This window comes from Streptomyces sp. NPDC088733, from assembly GCF_044751185.1.
Taxonomy (GTDB): Bacteria; Actinomycetota; Actinomycetes; order Streptomycetales; family Streptomycetaceae; genus Actinacidiphila.
The window spans coordinates 285,176-302,708 of the sequence record NZ_JBIVLH010000007.1; the positions used below are offsets into that span (position 1 = coordinate 285,176).

The window sequence follows — 17,533 nt, forward strand, 5'->3', positions numbered from 1 at the left end:
GCCCCATTGTGCCTGGTCGCCGCCGGACGCCCCGAGGGCCCCGGTCAGCTCTTGCGGCGGGCCTCGCCGAAGCGGCGCACGCGGGACCCGACACCCCAGGCGGTGACCCGCCACAGGGCCTCCACCACGATGTCCCGGCTCATCTTGCTGTCGCCGCGCTCGCGCTCGACGAAGGTGATCGGCACCTCGACGACGTGGAAGCCGGACTTCACCGCGCGCCAGGCCAGGTCGACCTGGAAGCAGTACCCCTGCGAGGCGACCTCGTCCATGCCGAGTCCGAGCAGCGTCTCCTTGCGGAAGGCCCGGTAGCCGCCGGTCACGTCGCGCAGCGGCACGTCGAGGAGGAAGCGCGAGTAGGTGCTGCCGCCGCGGGACAGGTACTCGCGGGACTTGGGCCAGTTCACCACGCGGCCGCCGGGGATCCACCGCGAGCCGAGCACCACGTCGGCGCCCTTGAGGGCGGTCAGCAGCCGCGGCAGTTCCTCGGGCTGGTGGGAGCCGTCGGCGTCCATCTCGACCAGCACGCCGTAGCCCTGGTCGATACCCCAGCGGAAGCCGGCGAGGTAGGCCGCGCCCAGGCCCTCCTTGCCCTTGCGGTGCAGCACGTGCACGTGGTCGTCGACGACGGCCAGCTCGTCCGCGAGCTTGCCCGTGCCGTCGGGGCTGTTGTCATCGGCGACAAGGACGTGCGCCTCCGGCACGGCAGCCCGGACCCGGCTCACGATCGGCTTGATGTTCTCGGCCTCGTTGTACGTCGGAATGATCACGAGAACCGTGCCGAGCGGCCCGTAGGCGCTCCCCGGGGCCGTACCGCGGGTGACCCCACCGCCAACGCTCACTGCTGCTCCTCCGTTTGCTTGCTGCCTCGCCTGCCCAGCACGAACGCCGCGACGCACGACAGGAGCCCCACCATAGCGAGCGCCCATTCGGGACCGTCGCCGACGCGGTCGGCGACGGTCAGTTCGTCCCGCAGCGGAAGCCGGGCGCTCAGTACGTCCTGGGTGAACTCCCGGGTCTGCTGCTCGATCCGGCCGTCGGGGGCGACCACGGCCGTTATGCCGCTCGTGGCGGCCGTGACGACGGCGCGGCCGTGCTCCACCGCCCGGAGCTGCGACATGGCCAGCTGCTGCTCGGGCTGGCCGGTGCGCCCGTAGGTCGCGTTGTTGGTCTGGATGATCAGCGCGCGGGCGCCGGCGGCGACGGTGTCGTGCACGATGCCGTCGTAGGCCACCTCGAAGCAGATCACGTCGCCGAGCCGCGCCGGGCCGATCTGGAGCACCCCGGAGTGCTTGCCGGGGTAGAAGTCGCGCGGGATCTGGTCCAGGCGCTTGATGACCTTCGTCAGCTCCTGCCGGAACGGCACGTACTCGCCGAACGGCACGGGGTGCTGCTTGGTGTACGAGGCGCCGGGGCCGGTCACCGGGTCCCAGACGATGCCCTCGTTCTGCACATGGGTTTCGTCCGGGCCGTCGACCAGCGCGCCGACGAGGACGGGGACGCCGACGGCCTGGACGGCCTTGGTGATCAGCGCGTAGGCCTGCGGCTCGGCGAACGGGTCCATGTCGGAGGAGTTCTCCGGCCAGATCACCAGGTCCGGCTTGGGGGTGCGCCCCGCCTTGACGTCCGCGGCGAGCTTGAGCGTCGCCTCGACGTGGTTGTTGAGGATCTTCAGCGGACGGCCGAGGAAGTGCAGACCCGGCTGCTGGACGTTGCCCTGCACGATGGCGACCCGGACGCTGTCGTCGGCCTTCGTCGGGACCGGTACGGCCCAGCCCGCCGCGAACACGGCTACCGCCGCCACGGCCGCCCCCGCCGCGGGCACGAAACGACGCCGCCCGAACACGACCGGGCCCGTGCGCAGCAGCCACACGGCGACGGCCGCCGAGGCCAGCAGGGAGCCGCACAGCGCCACGGCGAAGGTCACCAGCGGGGCCCCGCCGAGCGCCGCCAGGGGCGTGAACGGCGAGGAGGTGTTGGCGAACGCCAGCCGCCCCCACGGGAAGCCGCCGAACGGCAGCCGGTCCCGGGCCAGTTCCTCCGTCACCCACAGGCAGGCACCCCACAGGGGCCAGGCCCGCAGCCGTGACGTCACGGCCAGGCCGGCGCCGAGCAGCGCGACGAAGGCGGCCTCGATCAGCGACAGGCCGACGACGGCGTCGTAGCCGATCACCCGCAGCCACAGCAGCAGCCACAGGAAGAACGGCAGGCCGAAGGCGAAGCCGAGCCAGGCGCCCTGGCCGCCGGTGCGGCCCCGGGTCAGCAGTGCCAGGCCCGCCACCGCCGCGATCGACAGCGGCCACAGTCCGTACGGCGGGAAGGCCGCCGCGAGCGCCAGGCCGCACACGGCCGCGATCGCCGTGCGCCGCGCGTGCCGCCGCACGGACCGCCGGACGCGGGCCGCCCTCCCGGGGGCGCCCACGGCCGCCGGCGGGCGGGCCTCATCGGTCGTCGCCGTCGGCTCGGCGGTCGCCGTCGGGGCGTCGGAACGCGGTCGCACGTTCGCGGCCTTCCTTGCAGGTGGGCACTGTGTGAAGTGACCGTACCCCGGATGGCGGCCCCCGCGGACCTCGGGCGGGCAAAGCGGACGGCCGGACCGCGCCCGTGACGGGGCGCCAGGGTCCGGCGCGGCGGTCCCCCAGCGCTGGGGGAAGGCGAGGGGAGGTGGGCTCGGGGCCCGGAGCGCCCTTCGGGCCGACCTGGGACCCGCTGGCTGCGGATCGGCGACAAGGCCGTTGTCTACTGGGCGTCCGGGCCCCTCCCGGTCACACCTGCCGGCCGGGCGAGCCCGTTCCGTACCGCGGGCGCTGGACCTGGCTTCCAGTGGCGCGTGCCAATGCGGCGCGACGCCCCGGGGCCCAGCGGCGGTCGCCGGACGCGTGGAGGCCTCCGGTCGGACGTCCGGTGGTGGACCCGGCCGAACCTACTCGCCCCCGACCGTCGCCTGTCAACAGCCGTGTGACCTGCGCTGATTGGCCAAATCAGCAGGTCAAGCGCGGGCCGCGGACCGTGCCACGCCATGCCGAGGGAGAACCGTTCGGCCGCATCGCGCGGGCTCGCGTCACTCGTTCGGCCGTGCGAACACCGTGCGGCCTCCGACGACCGTCCGCAGGGCGGTGGGCAGCGGCAGGTCCGGGCTGAGGTCGGGCAGGCCGGGGGTGCCGGAGCGCGGGTCGGTGGACCAGTTGGCGACGCGGTCGTCGGGGGCCTGGACGACCAGGTCGCCGGCCTGCCAGACGACGTAGTCCGCGGGCGCGCCCGGGACGAGGACACCCGCGTCGTCGCGGCCCGCGGCGCGCCATCCGCCGCGCGTGTGGGCGTTGAAGGCGCCGCGTGCGGAGATGCGGTGGTCCAGGGTCCGGTGGAAGGCCGCGGCACGCACCGTTCCCCAGGGGTCGAGCGGTGTGACGGGGCTGTCGGAGCCGAGCGCCAGCGGCACGCCGGCGCGGGTCATCGCCGCGAAGGGGTTCAGCGTGCGGGCCCGGTCCACGCCCAGACGGCGGGCGTACATGCCGTCCTCGCCGCCCCACGCCGCGTCGAAGGCGGGCTGCACGGAGGCGACGAGCCCCAGTTCGGCGAAGGCCGCGACGGTGTCCTCGGTCATCATCTCGGCGTGCTCGACCCGGTGGCGCAGGGCGCGCACCCGGTCGAGGCCGACGCGCCGGGCGGCCTCGCGCACGCCCTCGGCGACGGCGGCGACGGCGGCGTCGCCGATGGCGTGGAAGCCGGCCTGCACGCCCGCCGCGGTGCACAGCGCCACGTGCTCGGCGACGGCGGCGGCGTCGAGGTACCCGGTCCCGCTGGTCCCGGGAGCGTCGGCGTACGGGGCGTGGAGGCAGGCCGTCCTGGAGCCGATCGAGCCGTCCACGAAGAGGTCGCCGCCCGCCCCGATCGCCCCCAGGTCGCGCAGGCGCTCCAGGTCCTTCGGGCCGGTGACGGCCTCGGCCCAGTAGCCGAGGACGGACGGGCCCGGCTCCTCGGCCGCCAGGCGCAGCAGCGCGGTCAGGTCGTCCTCGGAGGAGATCTCGGGCCCCGCGCACTCGTGGAGGGCCCCGATGCCCAGCGAGGCGGCGTGCGCGAGCGCGGCGCGCTGCGCGGCGGCGCGCTGTTCGGGGGTGACGGCGGCGTACGCGGCGCGGCGCACCGCGTGGTGCGCGTCGCGGGTGAGCGGCCCGGCCGCGTCGTGGCCGGCCAGCGCCTCGACGCCGGGGACCAGCGCCAGGAGGGCCGTGGTCACGACCGCGGAGTGCACGTCGGCACGGGTCAGGTACAGGGGGCGGCCGCCGGTCGCGGCGTCGAGTTCGGCACGGGCCGGCGGGCGCTGCTCGGGCCAGCGGGACTCGTCCCAGCCGTGGCCGAGCAGCACGCGGTGGCCCGGGTGGGCGCGCGCGTGGGCGGCCACCCGGTCCAGCGCCTCGGAGAGCGTGCCGGCTCCGGCGAGGTCCAGGCCGGTGAGGGCCAGACCGGTCGCGGTGGTGTGCACATGGGCGTCGGTGAAGGCGGGGGTGACCAGCGCGCCGGCCAGGTCGACGACCTCGTCGACGCCCTCCGTGAAGGAGTCCGCGGCGCCCTCGGAGCCGAGCCAGGCGACCGTGCCGCCGTCGACGACCATGGCGGTGGCGAAGGGGTCGGCGGGGCTGTAGACGTTGCCGCCGCGCAGCAGCACGGTACGGGGGGTGGTCGGCTCGTTCGTGGTGTGCGGCACTGGTTTCGCCTCGCGGGGTGGTGCGGTGTGGGAGTGCTTCGGTGGGGCCGGGCTCAGACGCGTGGCGGCCGGGCCTCGTAGGGGGTGGAGAGCACGACCGTGGTCCGGGTGGAGACCCCGGCCAGGGTGCGGATCCGCGCCAGCAGGTGCTCCAGCTCGATCGGGGTGGCCACCCGGACCTTGAGGATGTAGTTCTCCTCACCGGCCACGCTGTGGCAGGCCTCGATCTCCGGGACCTCGGCGAGCCGGTCGGCGATGTCGTCCGGGGCGCTGGGATCGAAGGGCTTGACCGAGATGAAGGCGGTGAGCGACAGGCCCACCGCGTCGGGGTCGACGATCGCGGCGTACCCGCGGATCACCCCGCGCTGCTCCAGGCGGCGGACCCTCTGGTGCACGGCCGAGGTCGACAGACCGGTGGCCTTGCCCAGGTCGGTGTAGCTCATGCGCCCGTCGGCCACGAGAAGTTCCACGATTTGCCGGTCCAGCTCCTCCACGACGCAAGAACCTACAGGGTCCGTGGTCGTCCGCGACATCCGGCCCGGTTCCCGGCGGTACGTCCCCGGCCGGCACACATGGCGGACAATTCCCCTGAACGCCGTGTTTCCGGCATCCGTCGCGGGGCAGTCGAACCGGTGCCGAACAGCCACGGAGGTGATGCCGGTGCCGGAACACCAGGAGCGACCGCCGAGCGGCGGCGACGGAACCCGCCGGCCGGACCCGGGAGCGCCGGACGACTCCCCCGCCGCCGGCGAACTCGACGAACTGCTGCGCTACGAGCGCGAGCACGCCGACCGGCCCGCCGTGCTCCGGATGCTGCGGGCCCACCGCCGGCGGCTCCGCGGCGAGGAGGACACAGGGGCCCATGGCTGACGACCCGTCACGCCGTGACGCGCACGCACAGCAGGCAGCTGTCGTCCCCCGGATCGGCCGGGACGAGCGCCTCGGTCACCCGGAGCGCCACCGTGGCCGAATCGCCGCCGGCCACGGACTCTGCCGCACGGCTCAGGCGCTCCAGCCCCGCGTCCAGGTCCTGGCCGCGCCGCCCGACCAGCCCGTCGGTGAACAGGAAGAGCCGGTCGCCTGAGCGCAGTTCCGCCGTCGCCTGCCCGTAGGCGCTCTCGTGGCTCGCGCCGAGGATGCGCCCGTCGGGCTGGGCGAGGAAGACCGCGTGGCCGTCGCGCAGGTGGAGGATCGGCAGATGTCCGGCCCGGGCCCAGGTGAGGATGCCGGTGCCGGGCCGGTACTGGGCCAGCAGCATCGTCGCGGTGGCGGTGCCCTTGCTCATCAGCGCGTGGTTCAGACGCTCCAGGACGCGCTGCGGGGGCGTGCCGCTCAGCGCCATGGCCTCGGCGCCGTGCCGCAGTCCGGCCATGGTGGCGACGGCCTCGATGCCGTGGCCCGCCACGTCGCCGACACCGAGCAGGGTCGAGCCGTCGGGGAGTTCGACGGCGGAGAACCAGTCGCCGCCGATCTGGATCGAGGCCCCGGCGGGCAGGTAGGACACGTCGCAGTTGAGTCCGGGCAGGTCGAAGGAGCGGGCGGGCAGCGGCAGCAGCGCGTCCTGGAGGCGGCGGGCCAGCGCCTGCTCGGCGCTCGGACCGCGCTGCCGGGCGCCGAACGCGCGCCGCGCCTCGTCCAGGGCGATCTGCTCGTTCCGCTGCGCGGTCAGGTCCTGGTAGAAGCCGTGCACCGCGACCGGCCTGCCCTCGGCGCCGATCACGGCCTCGGCGACGAAGCGCAGGTGACGGGTGCCGTGCGCGGTGCGGATGCGGAAGGGCACGTCGACCGGCTGTCCGGAGGCGAGCAGCGCCTGCGCGGCGGCGCCGGCGGCCGGCAGGTCCTCGGGGAACAGCTGCCGGGCCAGCTCGTCCATGGGGATGGGGCCGAGCGCGGGATCGCGGTCGAAGATGGCGTAGACCTGCGGGGACCACTGGAGGGCGTCGGTCGCCAGGTCCCAGTCGGCCCAGCCGAGGTTGCCCAGGTACTGAAGCCGCCGCAGCCGTTCGGCCTCCTGGCCGGCCGCGGCCTGCGGCGGCCAGGAGACGACGAGCGCGTCACCGAGGCGCACCGCGCGCACCGCGTGGCGGACGGCGGGGTCGGGGCCGCCGCAGGTGATGCCGGGGTCGTCGGACGCGTCGCTCTCGTAGGGCTCGCCGGTCGTGAGCGCGTGCAGGCAGCCGTGCCAGAGCGGGGTCCCGGCGACCGCGGGGTCGCACTCCAGCACCCGCAGCCCCACCAGCTCGCGCCCGGTGCGGCCCGCCGCGTCCACCGACGCCGGGGCGGCGGCCTCGATCCGGAAGTCGGTCACCTCGCCGCTCCGGCCGCGCACGGGCACGAGCAGGACGACGGCCTCGCGCAGGCAGTCGAAGACGACCTGAAGCGCCGGGGCCCGGTCCGCCGCGCTGTCCGGGGCGGCCGCCGGTTCCGCGCAGGCGGTGCAGACCCGCGCGGCGGCCTGCACCAGGGCGCGGTCGGCGGCGTCGAACGCGTCGGGCCGCCGCCGCAGGAACCCCACCACGCCGACGACGTCCTCGCGGCGGCGCATCGGCACCCAGGCCCGCGACGGCCATGTCTCCGGGCAGTCGCCCACGAGCGGCCGTCCGGCGGTGCCCTTGTGGAGGTCGCTCATCCACACCGGGCGTCGCAGGTTCACCGCCTCGAAGGGTGCGAGGTCGCGGATCGGCGGCAGATGGCCCCAGGCGGAGGCGAGGGCGGTGTCCACCCCGGCGTGGGCGACGAGGTCGAGCCCGCCCCCCGGAGAGCGTACGTAGACCAGGAGCGCGTCGACCCCCGCCGAGCCCGCGAGCTGCTCCTCCAGGCCCTGGGCGAATTCGTCGGCGGTGTCGCCGCCGGCGTTCTCCTTCCCGCCGGGGAGCGGCGTCCCCGCGGCGGAAAGGGCGGGACCGTGCGCGGCGAGCAGCGCCCACGCCTCCTCCACCAGGGTCCGGCCCGCGCTCGCGGCCCGCGCCTGCAATTCCTCGCGGGCCTCGCGGGGTGTCATTCCCAGACGCCCCATGAGCACGCCCCTCGCCCGCTCCACCGCGTCCCGGCCGGGGATCGTCCGCTGCTGGTCGTCCAGCTCCGTGCGGAGGCGGGCGACGGTGCGCGCCAATTGCTCGGCGGCGGTACGCGGCTCCTGCCGGCCACCGAACGCGGAAGCGTGTCCGTCGTGGCTCACCTTGCGAGCATCGCACAGGCGGACCCCCGAACGGGCAGGTCATCGTTCGGCCATCGCGCACCGGCCGGGCCGGGCGACGGGGCGACCGGGGTTAGGAGCATCTCCTCCGGGAAGCCGAACCACCGACCGTTCCACGAAAGGAGAAACCACATGGGCACCATCAGCGAATTCGTCGACGTCGACGTCCCGCTGCACACGGCGTACAACCAGTGGACGCAATTCGAGGAATTCCCGCAATTCATGGAGGGCGTGGAGCAGGTCACCCAGGTCGACGACCGCCACAATCACTGGGTCACGAATGTCGCGGGCGCCCGACGGGAATTCGACACGGAGATCGTCGACCAGCTCCCCGACGAGCGCGTGGCGTGGCGGACGCTGTCCGGTGACGTCAGGCAGCGCGGCGTCGTCACGTTCCAGCGGCTCGACCGGAAGCGCACGCGCGTCAACCTCGCCATGGAGGTCGAGACCTCCGGGCTCGCCGAGAAGGCCGCCGACGCGCTCGGGGTGCTGGACCGGCGCACCCGGGGCGACCTGCGGCGTTTCAAGGACTGGATCGAGGAGCGCGGAGCTGAGTCCGGTGGCTGGCGCGGCCGGGTAGCGCCGGGCGGGTGACGGTGCGACCGTGGCGCCATGACGGACCTGGACGCGGTGGCGGACGAGCTGTACGCGCTGGCGCCGGAGGACTTCACCGCCGCCCGCGACGCGCAGGTCAGGAACGCCCGCCGGGCCGGGGACCGGGGGCTGGCCGCCCGCATCGCGGGCCTGCGCCGGCCCTCGGTCGCCGCGTGGGCGGGCAATCTGCTCGTGCGGGAGCACGCCGACGAGGTCACGGCCCTGCTCGGGCTCGGCGAGGCACTGCGGCGGGCCCATCGTGAGCTCGACGGCGCGCAGTTGCGGGCCCTCGGCCGGCAGCAGCGGGTCCTGGTCGAGGCCCTGGGCCGGCAGGCCGCCCGGCTCGCCGCGGACGCCGGGCGGCCGCTGGCGGACGCCGCGCTGGACGAGGTTCGCGGCACCCTGCACGCCGCCCTCGCCGACGCCGGCGCCGCGCGTGCCTGGGCGACGGGGCGCCTCGTGCGGCCGCTGAGCGGCGCCGTCGACTTCGAGCAGGCCGTCGGCGGCGCCGTTCCCGCGGCAGGGGCCCCGGCCGGGCCCGAGCACGCGGCGGCCGCCAAGGACACCGTCGTTCCCCTGCGGTCGCGGCCGCACGACGCGGCCAGGCGCCGCCGCAGGCTGGACGAGGCCCGCCGCCACGCCGAGCGCGCCCGCAACGAGGCCCTCGCCCGCGACGCGGACCTCGCGGAGGCCCGCACGGCACTGGACGCCGCCGAGTCGCGGCTCCGCGAACTCACCGAGGCCGCACTGCGCGCGGAGGCGGACCGACGGCGCGGCGCCGTCGACCGCGACCGGGCGCTCGGCCGGGTCGCGGAGGCCGAGGAGTCGGTGCGGGCCGCCGCCGGGCAGGCGGCCGCCGCCGCGGCGCGCGTCGGCGAGCTGGCGGTGGACCTCGCGGAACCCGGCTCGGGCGGGTAGACGCACGGCCATGACCGCCCAGGAGGAGAACGCGCCCCCGCCGCGGCCCGCGACGGCGCCTGAGCCCGGCAGGACCCTCGGGGTCGAGGAGGAGTTCCTGCTCGTGGACGCGCGCACGCGGCGCATCGCGGGGCTGGCCGGCCCCGTGATCGAACGGGCCCGGCGGATGCCCCCGCCCGCGCCGGACGCCGTACTGCAGCGGGAGCTGTCCGCGGCGCAGGTCGAGGCGGCCACGGGTGTGGCCACGGACCTGCCGGAACTGGTGCGGCAGCTCGACGGGGCCCGGCGCACCCTGGCCGCCGCAGCGCGGGCCGAGGGCGGGCGCCTGGTGTCGACGGGCCTGCCCGTGCTCGACGGGGCGGCGCCGTTGAGCGGCGGGGAGCGCTACGCCGCGATCGCCCGGCTCTACGAGCGGCAGGCCGCGGGATATCTGGCCTGCGGCTGCCATGTGCACGTCGGGGTGCCGGACCGGGAGACGGCGGTCGCGGTGGTCAACTGGCTGCGGCCGTGGCTGCCCGTCCTGCTGGCCCTGTCCGCGAACTCCCCCTGGGACCGGGGCCGGGACTCGGGGTACGCGAGCTGGCGGGTCATGGATCAGGCACGTTTCCCCGGGTCGGGAATCCCGCCGCGGTTCGGCTCGGCCGCCGAGCACGACGCGGAGGTGGCCCGGCTCGTCGAGTGCGGCGTCCTCGTGGACCCCGCGATGACCTTCTGGCTCGCCCGGCCGTCGCCCCATCTGCCGACGGTCGAGGTCCGGGCCGCCGACGCGCTCGGCACGACGTGGGAGACGGCTCTGCAGGCGGCCCTCACCCGGGCCCTGGTGGCGACGGCGCTCACCGACCTCGCGGCGGGACGCGAAGCGCCCGCCGTACCGGCGCAGCTCGCCTCCGCCGCGCTGTGGACCGCGGCCCGCTTCGGTCTCGACGGCCACGCCGTCGACCCCGTGCGCGAGACCCGCGTCCCGGCCCGTGCGCTGCTCGGCCGCCTCCTGGCACGGCTGGCCCCCGCGCTGGAGGCCACCGGCGACCTGCCCTTCGTCCGGGGTGCCGTCAGGGCCCTCCATCTGCACGGCACGGGCGCCGTCCGCCAGCGCCGGGCCGGCACGGTCTCCGGGCCCACCGCGGCGGTCGACATGCTCGCCGCCCAGACGGAGGGCGCGCCCCCGCCCGGCCGGCGGGCCCATGACTGCCCGGCGCCTGGTTTGTCCGGTGCCGGAGGGGAAAGCCGCTCCCCATGAGGCTCCCGGCGGAGCGTGCGGACCGGGCGCGGTCCTCCGGTGCCGGTCGACGTCCGCCGCGCGCGGACCCGAGCGAGGGAGGCCCGCCATGCGCCGGGACGTCCTGGAGATCTATCTCAACGACCATCTGGCGGGCTCGACCGCCGGCCGCCGGCTCGCACACCACCTCGCCGAGCACCACCGCTCCTCGCCGTACGGCGGCGAACTGAGCCGGGTCGCCGAGGAGATCACGGAGGACCGGCAGGCCCTTCTCGGCGTGATGGACGCCCTCGACGTACCGGCGCGGCGTCACAAGGTGTACGCCGGACGGCTCGCCGAGAAGGCCCGCCTGCTGAAGCTCAACGGGCGCGTGACCCGCCGGTCCGGACTGAGCACGGTGATCGAACTCGAGACGCTCCGGCTCGGCATCGAGGGGAAGTCCCTGCTCTGGCGTACGCTGCTGTCACTCACGCCGCACCGGGACCTGGACGAGGCGCAGCTGAAGGGCCTGCTGGAGCGGGCCCGTGAGCAGGCCGACACGGTGGAGGCGGTACGTCGTCACGCGGCCGTCGCCGCTTTCCGCTGAACGCCGAGGTGTGTGATGGCCCGACCCGGGGTGTGGTGGACGCTGCGGCATCCGCTCCGGGCATGGCGGCGGTCCACGGGCCACCGGGTGATGCGCCAGGGCGGCGAACTGGAACTGCTGCACCGGGCCATGGGGTTCGCGGCGCTGGGCATGGTGACGCTGGTGCCGCTGCTGATCGTGGTGGCGGCCGCCGTGCCGTTCCAGCAGGCCGGGTTCGCGCAGTGGATCGTCGACGGGATGGGCCTGTCGCCGACCCCGTCGGAGGCGGTGCGCAAGCTCTTCGCGGCACCGCGCAGGGTGTTGAGCAGTACCAGCGTGCTGAGCCTCGTGCTGCTGGGGCTCTTCGGTCTGTCCTTCGCGGCCGCCGTCGAGGTGGGTTACCTGCGGATCTGGGAGCTGCCGCCGGCGCCGTGGCACCAGTTGTGGCGCCGGGCGGTGTGGCTGGTGGCGCTGACGGCGTACCTGTTCGCGGAGGCGCAGAGCGGCACGGTGCTGAGGGAGGGCCTGCCGGCCGCGTTCGTGCGGGTGGCGCTGACCCTCGTCCTGGGGGTGCTGTTCTTCTGGTGGGCGCAGCACTTCCTGCTGGCCGGGCGGATCAGCTGGGGGGCGCTGCTGCCGGGGGCCATCCTCACCGTGGCGGGCCTGGTGGGGCTGCGGATCTTCTCCTCCCTGGTGTTCTCCCCGCTGATCGTGACGAACGCGGTCTCCTACGGCGCGGTCGGCACGGTGCTGATCGTCCAGTCGTGGCTGATCGGCGTCGGGTACGTCGTCTTCGGGGCCTGTCTGCTGGGCCGGCACCTGTCCGTCCCGATTGACAGGTTTTCGCACCATTCTGGCGGGCAGGCGCACGACGAGAACGAAGCTGCCGAAGGCTCGGAAGGAGACCCCCATGGGCGCCGAGAAGAAGGCCAAGCACACCGGTCAGAAGATCAAGGGCCAGGTCGAGGAGACGGCGGGCAAGGCCACCGGCAATGACCGGTTGAAGATGAAGGGCAAGGCCGATCAGGTGAAGGGCGACGCGAAGCAGGTCGTGGAGAAGTCGAAGGACACCCTCGACCACTGACGCGCACCGGCGACCGTACGGCGCCGGGGGCCGGCGACGCGCGACGGCGCGTCGCCGGCCCTTGCCCGTGGCCGATGTCTAGATACGGGACGACCGCGTGTAGAAGCGGATCCTGGTGCCGTCCGCGCCGGTCCGCGCGCGGACCAGGTCCGCGAGGTGGTGCACCATCAGCAGGCCGCGCCCGTGCGGCAGGCCGCGGGCCGCGGGGCGGCGCCCCGCGAGCGGGTCGTCGAGGCGGCCGGTGTCGGCGACCTCGCACACCACGTGACCGTCCTCGGCCCACACGGCGACGGTCCCGGAACCGCCCGCGTGCACCACGCTGTTGGTGATCAGCTCCCCCGCGGCCGGCGTGAAGTCGCCGAGCCGCTCCCCGGTCAGGCCGAGCCGGCGCGCCCGCTCGGCCGCGGCGCCGCGGGCGACGGCCAGGCGCTCGGAGTCGAAAGGCTCGGAGACGGTGTCCGGCGGTGGCGGCGGGAGGGCGTTGTACGCGGCCACCACGCGGTCCGGCGCGTACGCGGGGCTCCGTGACAGGCGCCCGCCCTCGACGGCGACAGGGTGCGTGGCACGGGCGTCGGCCAGCGCGGTGGCGTCCAGGCGGGCGGCGTCGTAGGGGCACAGGATCGTCAGGGGGCGGCCGGCGAAAGCCAGGTTGATCAGTGCCTCGTGCTGGGCGCAGGCGGGGTGCTCGACAGCGCTGCGGCCCGGCCACACGGGCTCGCCGACGATCCTGACGCGGACACCCGGGTGCTCGTCGGCGAAGGCGCCGAGCACGCCCGGGATGATGCGGCCCGGATTGCGGCCGGCCTGCTGCATGTCGAGCCAGTGGACCTGGTCCGCGCGCGTCCCCAACTGGGCCCGCAGCAGTTCCAGTCGGGCCCCGGGCACGGCAACGGCCACGGGTTCGCCGCCGTAGAGCCCCTCCAGCACGAAGGGGACCGTGCCCTCCATGTAGTCGCGCATGGTCCGGTAGAACAGCGCCGGGTGCACGAACGGCCCGGCCTGGGAAGCCTCGTTCCGCACCTCGTCACCCTCCCGCCGCCCCCGGCGACCCTACCAACCGCTCACGCGCCGCGGGCGCGGCAGCGCGACTGGGCGGAGCCCCGTGACGGGAGGTGCCCTCCCCCTTCGCGCGCCTTGCCGGGTCCCGCGTTGACAGGCAGCCGGACGGCTGCCTATGGTCGACGGGACAGGCAGCCGAACGGCTGCCTGTCCGGGACGGCGGGACATGGACGACGCGATCTTCAAGGCACTGGCGGACGCCAGCAGGCGCAGGCTGCTCGACAGCCTCAACGCCCGCAACGGGCAGACCCTGCGGGAGCTGTGCGCCGGCCTCGACATGGCCAGGCAGTCGGTCAGCAAGCACCTCGCCGTCCTGGAGGCGGCACATCTGGTGACGACCGCCCGCCGCGGCCGCGAGAAGCTGCACTTCCTCAACGCCGCCCCCGTCAACGCCATCGCCGAGCGGTGGATCGACCAGTACGACCGCGAGCGCGCCCGCGCGCTGGCGGACCTGCACAGGGCATTGGAGCTGCCGGCGATGAGCGAGAGCGCGTTCGTCTACACGACCTACATCCGCACGACGCCGGAACGCCTCTGGCAGGCGCTGACCGATCCGGCCTTCACACGCCGCTACTGGGGCGTGGCGTTCGAGACCGACTGGCGGCCGGAGTCGCCCATGGTCTGGGAGGAGAAGGGCGCCCGGACCGCCGACCCGGAGCAGGTCGTCCTGGAGTCCGAGCCGCACCGGCGGCTGTCGTACACCTGGCACACCTTCACCCCGCGCTGGGCCGAGAACGCGGGCGTGGACGCGGACACGCTCGCCCGGCTGGTCCGGGAGGAGCGGTCCCGGGTGACGTTCGAGATCGAACCGCTCGGCGACACGGTCAAGTTGACCGTGGTCCACGAGGCCCACGACCCCGGCAGCACCGTGCTCGGCATGGTCCGGCACGGCTGGCCCGCCCTGGTCTCGGGCCTGAAGACGCTGCTGGAGACGGGCGAGACCCTGGAGCAGCCCCGCTAGGCCGCCGCCTTCCCGGCCGACTGGCAGGCGTCACCCGTACGGCCCAGCATGGGAGGAGGGCCGTGCAACGCTCCAGGCGACGACGGAGGGCTCAGAGATGTCGATGCACACGCCGCTCGTTCTCCTCGACCCGCTCCTCAACCGGGGGAGCGCCTTCACCGCGGAGGAACGCGAGAGTCTCGGGCTCGTCGGCCGCCTCCCCAGCGCCGTGCTCACCTTGGACCAGCAAGCACAGCGTGCGTACGAGCAGTTGCAGGAGGCACCGGGCGACCTGGCCAAGTACATCTACCTGGAGCAGCTGCACAACCACAACGAGGTCGTCTACTACCGGGTGCTGGCCGATCATCTGGCCGAGCTGCTGCCGGTCGTCTACGACCCCACCGTGGGCGAGGCCATCAAGCGCTACAGCCACGAGTACCGGCACCCCCGCGGCGTCTTCCTGTCCATCGACCGGCCGCAGGACATGCGGCGGGCCTTCGAGTCGCTGAGGCTCCACCGCGACCAGGTGGACCTGGTGGTGGCCACCGACGCCGAGGAGATCCTGGGCATCGGCGACTGGGGCGTGAACGGGATCCAGATCTCGGTGGGCAAGCTCGCCGTCTACACCGCGGCGGCCGGCCTGCACCCCGGGCGGTGCGTCCCCGTCGTCCTGGACGTCGGAACCGACAACGAGAACCTGCTGAACGATCCGCTCTACCTGGGCATCCGCCACAGCCGGGCCCGGGGCAAGCAGTACGACGACTTCGTGGCGGCCTATCTGGAGACGGTCGCGGAGCTGTTCCCGAACGCGCTCCTGCACTTCGAGGACTTCGGGCCGAGCAATGCCCGCCGCCTTCTGGAGGAGTACAAGGACCACTACCGGATGTTCAACGACGACATGCAGGGGACGGGCGCCATCGCGCTGGCCGCCGTCATGTCCGCGCTGAGCATCACCGGTGTGCCGTTCCGCGAGCAGCGCGTCGTCGTGTTCGGCGCCGGCACCGCCGGTGTGGGCATCGCCGACCAGTTGCGGGACGCCATGGTCCGCGACGGGCTGGACACCGATGCCGCCACCCGCCGTGTGTGGCTGGTCGACCAGCAGGGGCTGCTCGTGGACGGCATGCCCGACCTGCGCGACTACCAGGTTCCCTATGCCCGCCCCCGCGCCGAGGTGCGCGACTGGGCGGAGGGGCGGATCGACCTGCTCACGACGGTACGGCACGTACGGCCGACGCTCCTGGTCGGCACCTCGACCAGCCCCGGCTCCTTCGACCGGGACGTCGTCACGGAGATGGCCGCGCACGTCGAACGGCCCGTCATCCTGCCCCTGTCCAACCCCACGGAGAAGATCGAGGCCATGCCGGCGGACCTGCTGGCGTGGACCGACGGCAAGGCGCTGACGGCGACGGGTATCCCGGTCGACCCGGTGGACCACAACGGCGTCCAGCACGTCATCGGACAGGCGAACAACGCCCTGCTCTACCCCGGTCTGGGCCTCGGGACGATCCTGTCCGGCACCGACCGACTCACCCCCGCCATGATCCTGGCCGCGGCGGAGGCCGTGGCCGGTCAGGTCGACGCGCGGGCGCCCGGTGCGCCGCTGCTGCCGCCGGTGGCGAATCTGCGTGCCTCGTCGGCGATCGTCGCCAAGGCCGTCATCCGCGCCGCGACGGAGGACCAGGCCGCCACCCGGCACCCGGACGACCTCGTCCAGGCGGTGCAGGACGCCATGTGGCAGCCGGCGTACGGGCCGCTGCCCAAGGAGCTCGGGGACCACGAATGACCGCGCGTCAGCAGGGCGGCGAGTCCGAGCGGCCACCGCGGGTGCGGGACGTCCCGATCGGCCTTGCCGCCACGGGCACCCGCCGCGAGACGGACTCCATGGGCGCGGTGGACGTGCCGGCCGACCGCTACTGGGGCGCCCAGACCCAGCGTTCCCTGATCCACTTCTCCATCGGGGACGACCGGATGCCCAAGGCCGTCTACCACGCGTACGGTTACGTCAAGAAGGCGGCGGCACTGGTCAACGGTGACGCGGGTCGGCTGCCGGGCTGGAAGGCCGACCTCATCGCGCAGGTGGCCGACGAGGTGATCCGCGGCGCGCTGGACGAGCATTTCCCGCTGTACGTCTGGCAGACGGGGTCCGGCACCCAGAGCAACATGAACGTCAACGAGGTGATCAGCAACCGCGCGATCCAGCTGGTGGGCGGAACGCTCGGCTCCAAGACGCCCGTTCACCCCAACGACCACGTCAACATGGGCCAGTCCTCCAACGACACGTTCCCCACCGCCATGCACATCGCGGCCGTCCACGAGGTCAGCGACCACCTGCTCCCCCGGATACAGCAGCTCCAGGAAGCGATCACGGCGAAGTCCCGGGCGTGGTGGGACATCGTCAAGATCGGCCGCACGCACCTGGAGGATGCCGTTCCGCTGTCGGTCGGCGAGGAGTGGTCGGGCTGGGCGGCGCAGCTCGGGGACGCGATGGATCGCGTCCACGGCACCCTGCCCGCGCTGTACGAACTCGCGGTCGGCGGGACCGCCGTGGGCACGGGCCTCAACGCGCCCGAGGGCTTCGGCGCCGAGGTCGCCGGGCGGATCGCCACGCTGACCGGGTTCCCGTTCCGCGGCGCGTCGAACTCCTTCGCCGCCCAGGGCGGGCTGGACGCGATGGTCGCCGCCTCGGCGGGCCTGCGGTCCCTGGCGGTCCCCCTGATGAAGATCGTCAACGACATCCGCTGGCTCGCCTCGGGACCCCGCTGCGGCCTCGGCGAGCTCGCACTGCCCGCGAACGAGCCCGGCAGTTCGATCATGCCGGGCAAGGTCAACCCGACGCAGTGCGAGGCCATGGTGATGGTGTGCATCCAGGTGCTGGCGGAGGACAGCGCCATCGCGTTCGCGGGGAGCCAGGGCAATTTCGAGCTGAACGCCATGCGCCCCGTCATCGTGAACAACTTCCTGCACTCCGCGCGCATCCTCGGCGACGCGGCGGAGAAGCTGCGCCAGTACTGCATCGACGGGGTCGAACTGCACCGCGACCAGATCGACGCGTACCTGTCGCGCTCCTTGATGCTCGTCACCGCGCTGTCGCCGGAGATCGGCTACGACAAGGCCAGCAGCATCGCGCACAAGGCCGACGAGGAGGGCACCACGCTGCGCGAGGCGGCGATCGGCAGCGGGTACATCAGTGCCGAGGACTTCGACCGGATCGTGGACCCCGTGAAGATGGTCCGTCTCCGGCACTGATCGAACCCCCCGG

The 17,533-nt window shown here is 74.2% G+C and carries 15 protein-coding genes and 1 pseudogene; 10 read left to right on the top strand and 6 right to left on the bottom strand.

Going from position 1 to position 17,533, the window contains the following annotated elements; translation table 11 throughout:
- Window positions 1-44: 44 nt before the first annotated feature.
- The 4 genes from ACIP64_RS15855 to ACIP64_RS15870 form a co-directional block, all read right to left on the bottom strand.
- Window positions 45-839, bottom strand: coding sequence for a polyprenol monophosphomannose synthase (locus ACIP64_RS15855; protein WP_401586280.1), 795 nt, complete (start codon window positions 837-839; stop codon window positions 45-47).
- Window positions 836-2,497, bottom strand: coding sequence for an apolipoprotein N-acyltransferase (gene lnt, locus ACIP64_RS15860; RefSeq protein ID WP_401586282.1), 1,662 nt, complete (start codon window positions 2,495-2,497; stop codon window positions 836-838). The genes ACIP64_RS15855 and lnt overlap by 4 nt, the downstream gene beginning before the upstream one ends.
- Before the next feature lie 561 nt (window positions 2,498-3,058).
- On the bottom strand, window positions 3,059-4,702 hold the full coding sequence (locus ACIP64_RS15865) for an amidohydrolase (RefSeq protein WP_401586285.1): 1,644 nt from the start codon (window positions 4,700-4,702) through the stop codon (window positions 3,059-3,061).
- A gap of 53 nt (window positions 4,703-4,755) precedes the next feature.
- Window positions 4,756-5,196 carry an Lrp/AsnC family transcriptional regulator gene (locus tag ACIP64_RS15870; protein WP_319658299.1) on the bottom strand — a complete coding sequence of 147 codons (441 nt, stop codon included), beginning with the start codon at window positions 5,194-5,196 and terminating at the stop codon, window positions 4,756-4,758.
- 166 nt (window positions 5,197-5,362) lie between these two features.
- On the opposite strand from ACIP64_RS15870, the gene ACIP64_RS15875 reads away from it, so the two are divergent.
- Complete coding sequence (locus ACIP64_RS15875; RefSeq protein WP_401586288.1) at window positions 5,363-5,572, top strand: hypothetical protein; 210 nt, start codon at window positions 5,363-5,365, stop codon at window positions 5,570-5,572.
- Between the two features lie 7 nt (window positions 5,573-5,579).
- Here the strand turns inward: ACIP64_RS15875 and ACIP64_RS15880 are convergent, their stop codons facing one another.
- Window positions 5,580-7,880 (bottom strand): SpoIIE family protein phosphatase, encoded by a 2,301-nt coding sequence (locus tag ACIP64_RS15880; protein ID WP_401586291.1) that lies wholly within the window; start codon window positions 7,878-7,880, stop codon window positions 5,580-5,582.
- Between the two features lie 150 nt (window positions 7,881-8,030).
- Here ACIP64_RS15880 and ACIP64_RS15885 point away from each other — a divergent pair, with 150 nt between their 5' ends.
- The 6 genes from ACIP64_RS15885 (at window position 8,031) to ACIP64_RS15910 (ending at window position 12,275) form a co-directional block, all read left to right on the top strand.
- Entirely contained in the window at window positions 8,031-8,492 is a 462-nt protein-coding gene (locus tag ACIP64_RS15885) for an SRPBCC family protein (RefSeq protein WP_401586294.1), read from the top strand.
- A gap of 18 nt (window positions 8,493-8,510) precedes the next feature.
- Complete coding sequence (locus ACIP64_RS15890) at window positions 8,511-9,410, top strand: hypothetical protein (protein ID WP_401586296.1); 900 nt, start codon at window positions 8,511-8,513, stop codon at window positions 9,408-9,410.
- A 10-nt stretch (window positions 9,411-9,420) separates the two neighbouring features.
- A complete protein-coding gene (locus ACIP64_RS15895; protein WP_401586298.1) occupies window positions 9,421-10,647 on the top strand; it encodes a glutamate--cysteine ligase in 1,227 nt (408 codons plus the stop codon).
- Window positions 10,648-10,735: 88 nt separating this feature from the next.
- Window positions 10,736-11,212, top strand: coding sequence for a hypothetical protein (locus ACIP64_RS15900; RefSeq protein ID WP_401586300.1), 477 nt, complete (start codon window positions 10,736-10,738; stop codon window positions 11,210-11,212).
- Window positions 11,213-11,227: 15 nt separating this feature from the next.
- Window positions 11,228-12,187 (top strand): ribonuclease BN, encoded by a 960-nt coding sequence (locus tag ACIP64_RS15905; RefSeq protein WP_401586303.1) that lies wholly within the window; start codon window positions 11,228-11,230, stop codon window positions 12,185-12,187.
- A complete protein-coding gene (locus ACIP64_RS15910) occupies window positions 12,141-12,275 on the top strand; it encodes a CsbD family protein (RefSeq protein WP_401586521.1) in 135 nt (44 codons plus the stop codon). Before ACIP64_RS15905 ends, ACIP64_RS15910 begins: the two co-directional genes overlap by 47 nt.
- Before the next feature lie 78 nt (window positions 12,276-12,353).
- On the opposite strand, the gene ACIP64_RS15915 is transcribed toward ACIP64_RS15910, so the two are convergent.
- A complete protein-coding gene (locus ACIP64_RS15915) occupies window positions 12,354-13,295 on the bottom strand; it encodes an anti-sigma factor RsbA family regulatory protein (RefSeq protein WP_401586306.1) in 942 nt (313 codons plus the stop codon).
- 205 nt (window positions 13,296-13,500) lie between these two features.
- On the opposite strand from ACIP64_RS15915, the gene ACIP64_RS15920 reads away from it, so the two are divergent.
- The 3 genes and pseudogenes from ACIP64_RS15920 to fumC all read left to right on the top strand — a co-directional run bounded on the left by ACIP64_RS15920 (window position 13,501) and on the right by fumC (window position 17,520).
- Window positions 13,501-14,295 carry an ArsR/SmtB family transcription factor gene (locus tag ACIP64_RS15920; protein ID WP_401586309.1) on the top strand — a complete coding sequence of 265 codons (795 nt, stop codon included), beginning with the start codon at window positions 13,501-13,503 and terminating at the stop codon, window positions 14,293-14,295.
- Window positions 14,296-14,386: 91 nt separating this feature from the next.
- Window positions 14,387-16,057 (top strand): annotated as a pseudogene (locus ACIP64_RS15925) (NAD-dependent malic enzyme); the annotation flags it as partial.
- Window positions 16,054-17,520, top strand: a complete 1,467-nt coding sequence (gene fumC, locus ACIP64_RS15930) for a class II fumarate hydratase (RefSeq protein ID WP_401586311.1) — start codon at window positions 16,054-16,056, stop codon at window positions 17,518-17,520. The pseudogene ACIP64_RS15925 and the gene fumC, both read left to right, overlap by 4 nt.
- The last annotated feature ends 13 nt before the right edge of the window (window positions 17,521-17,533 follow it).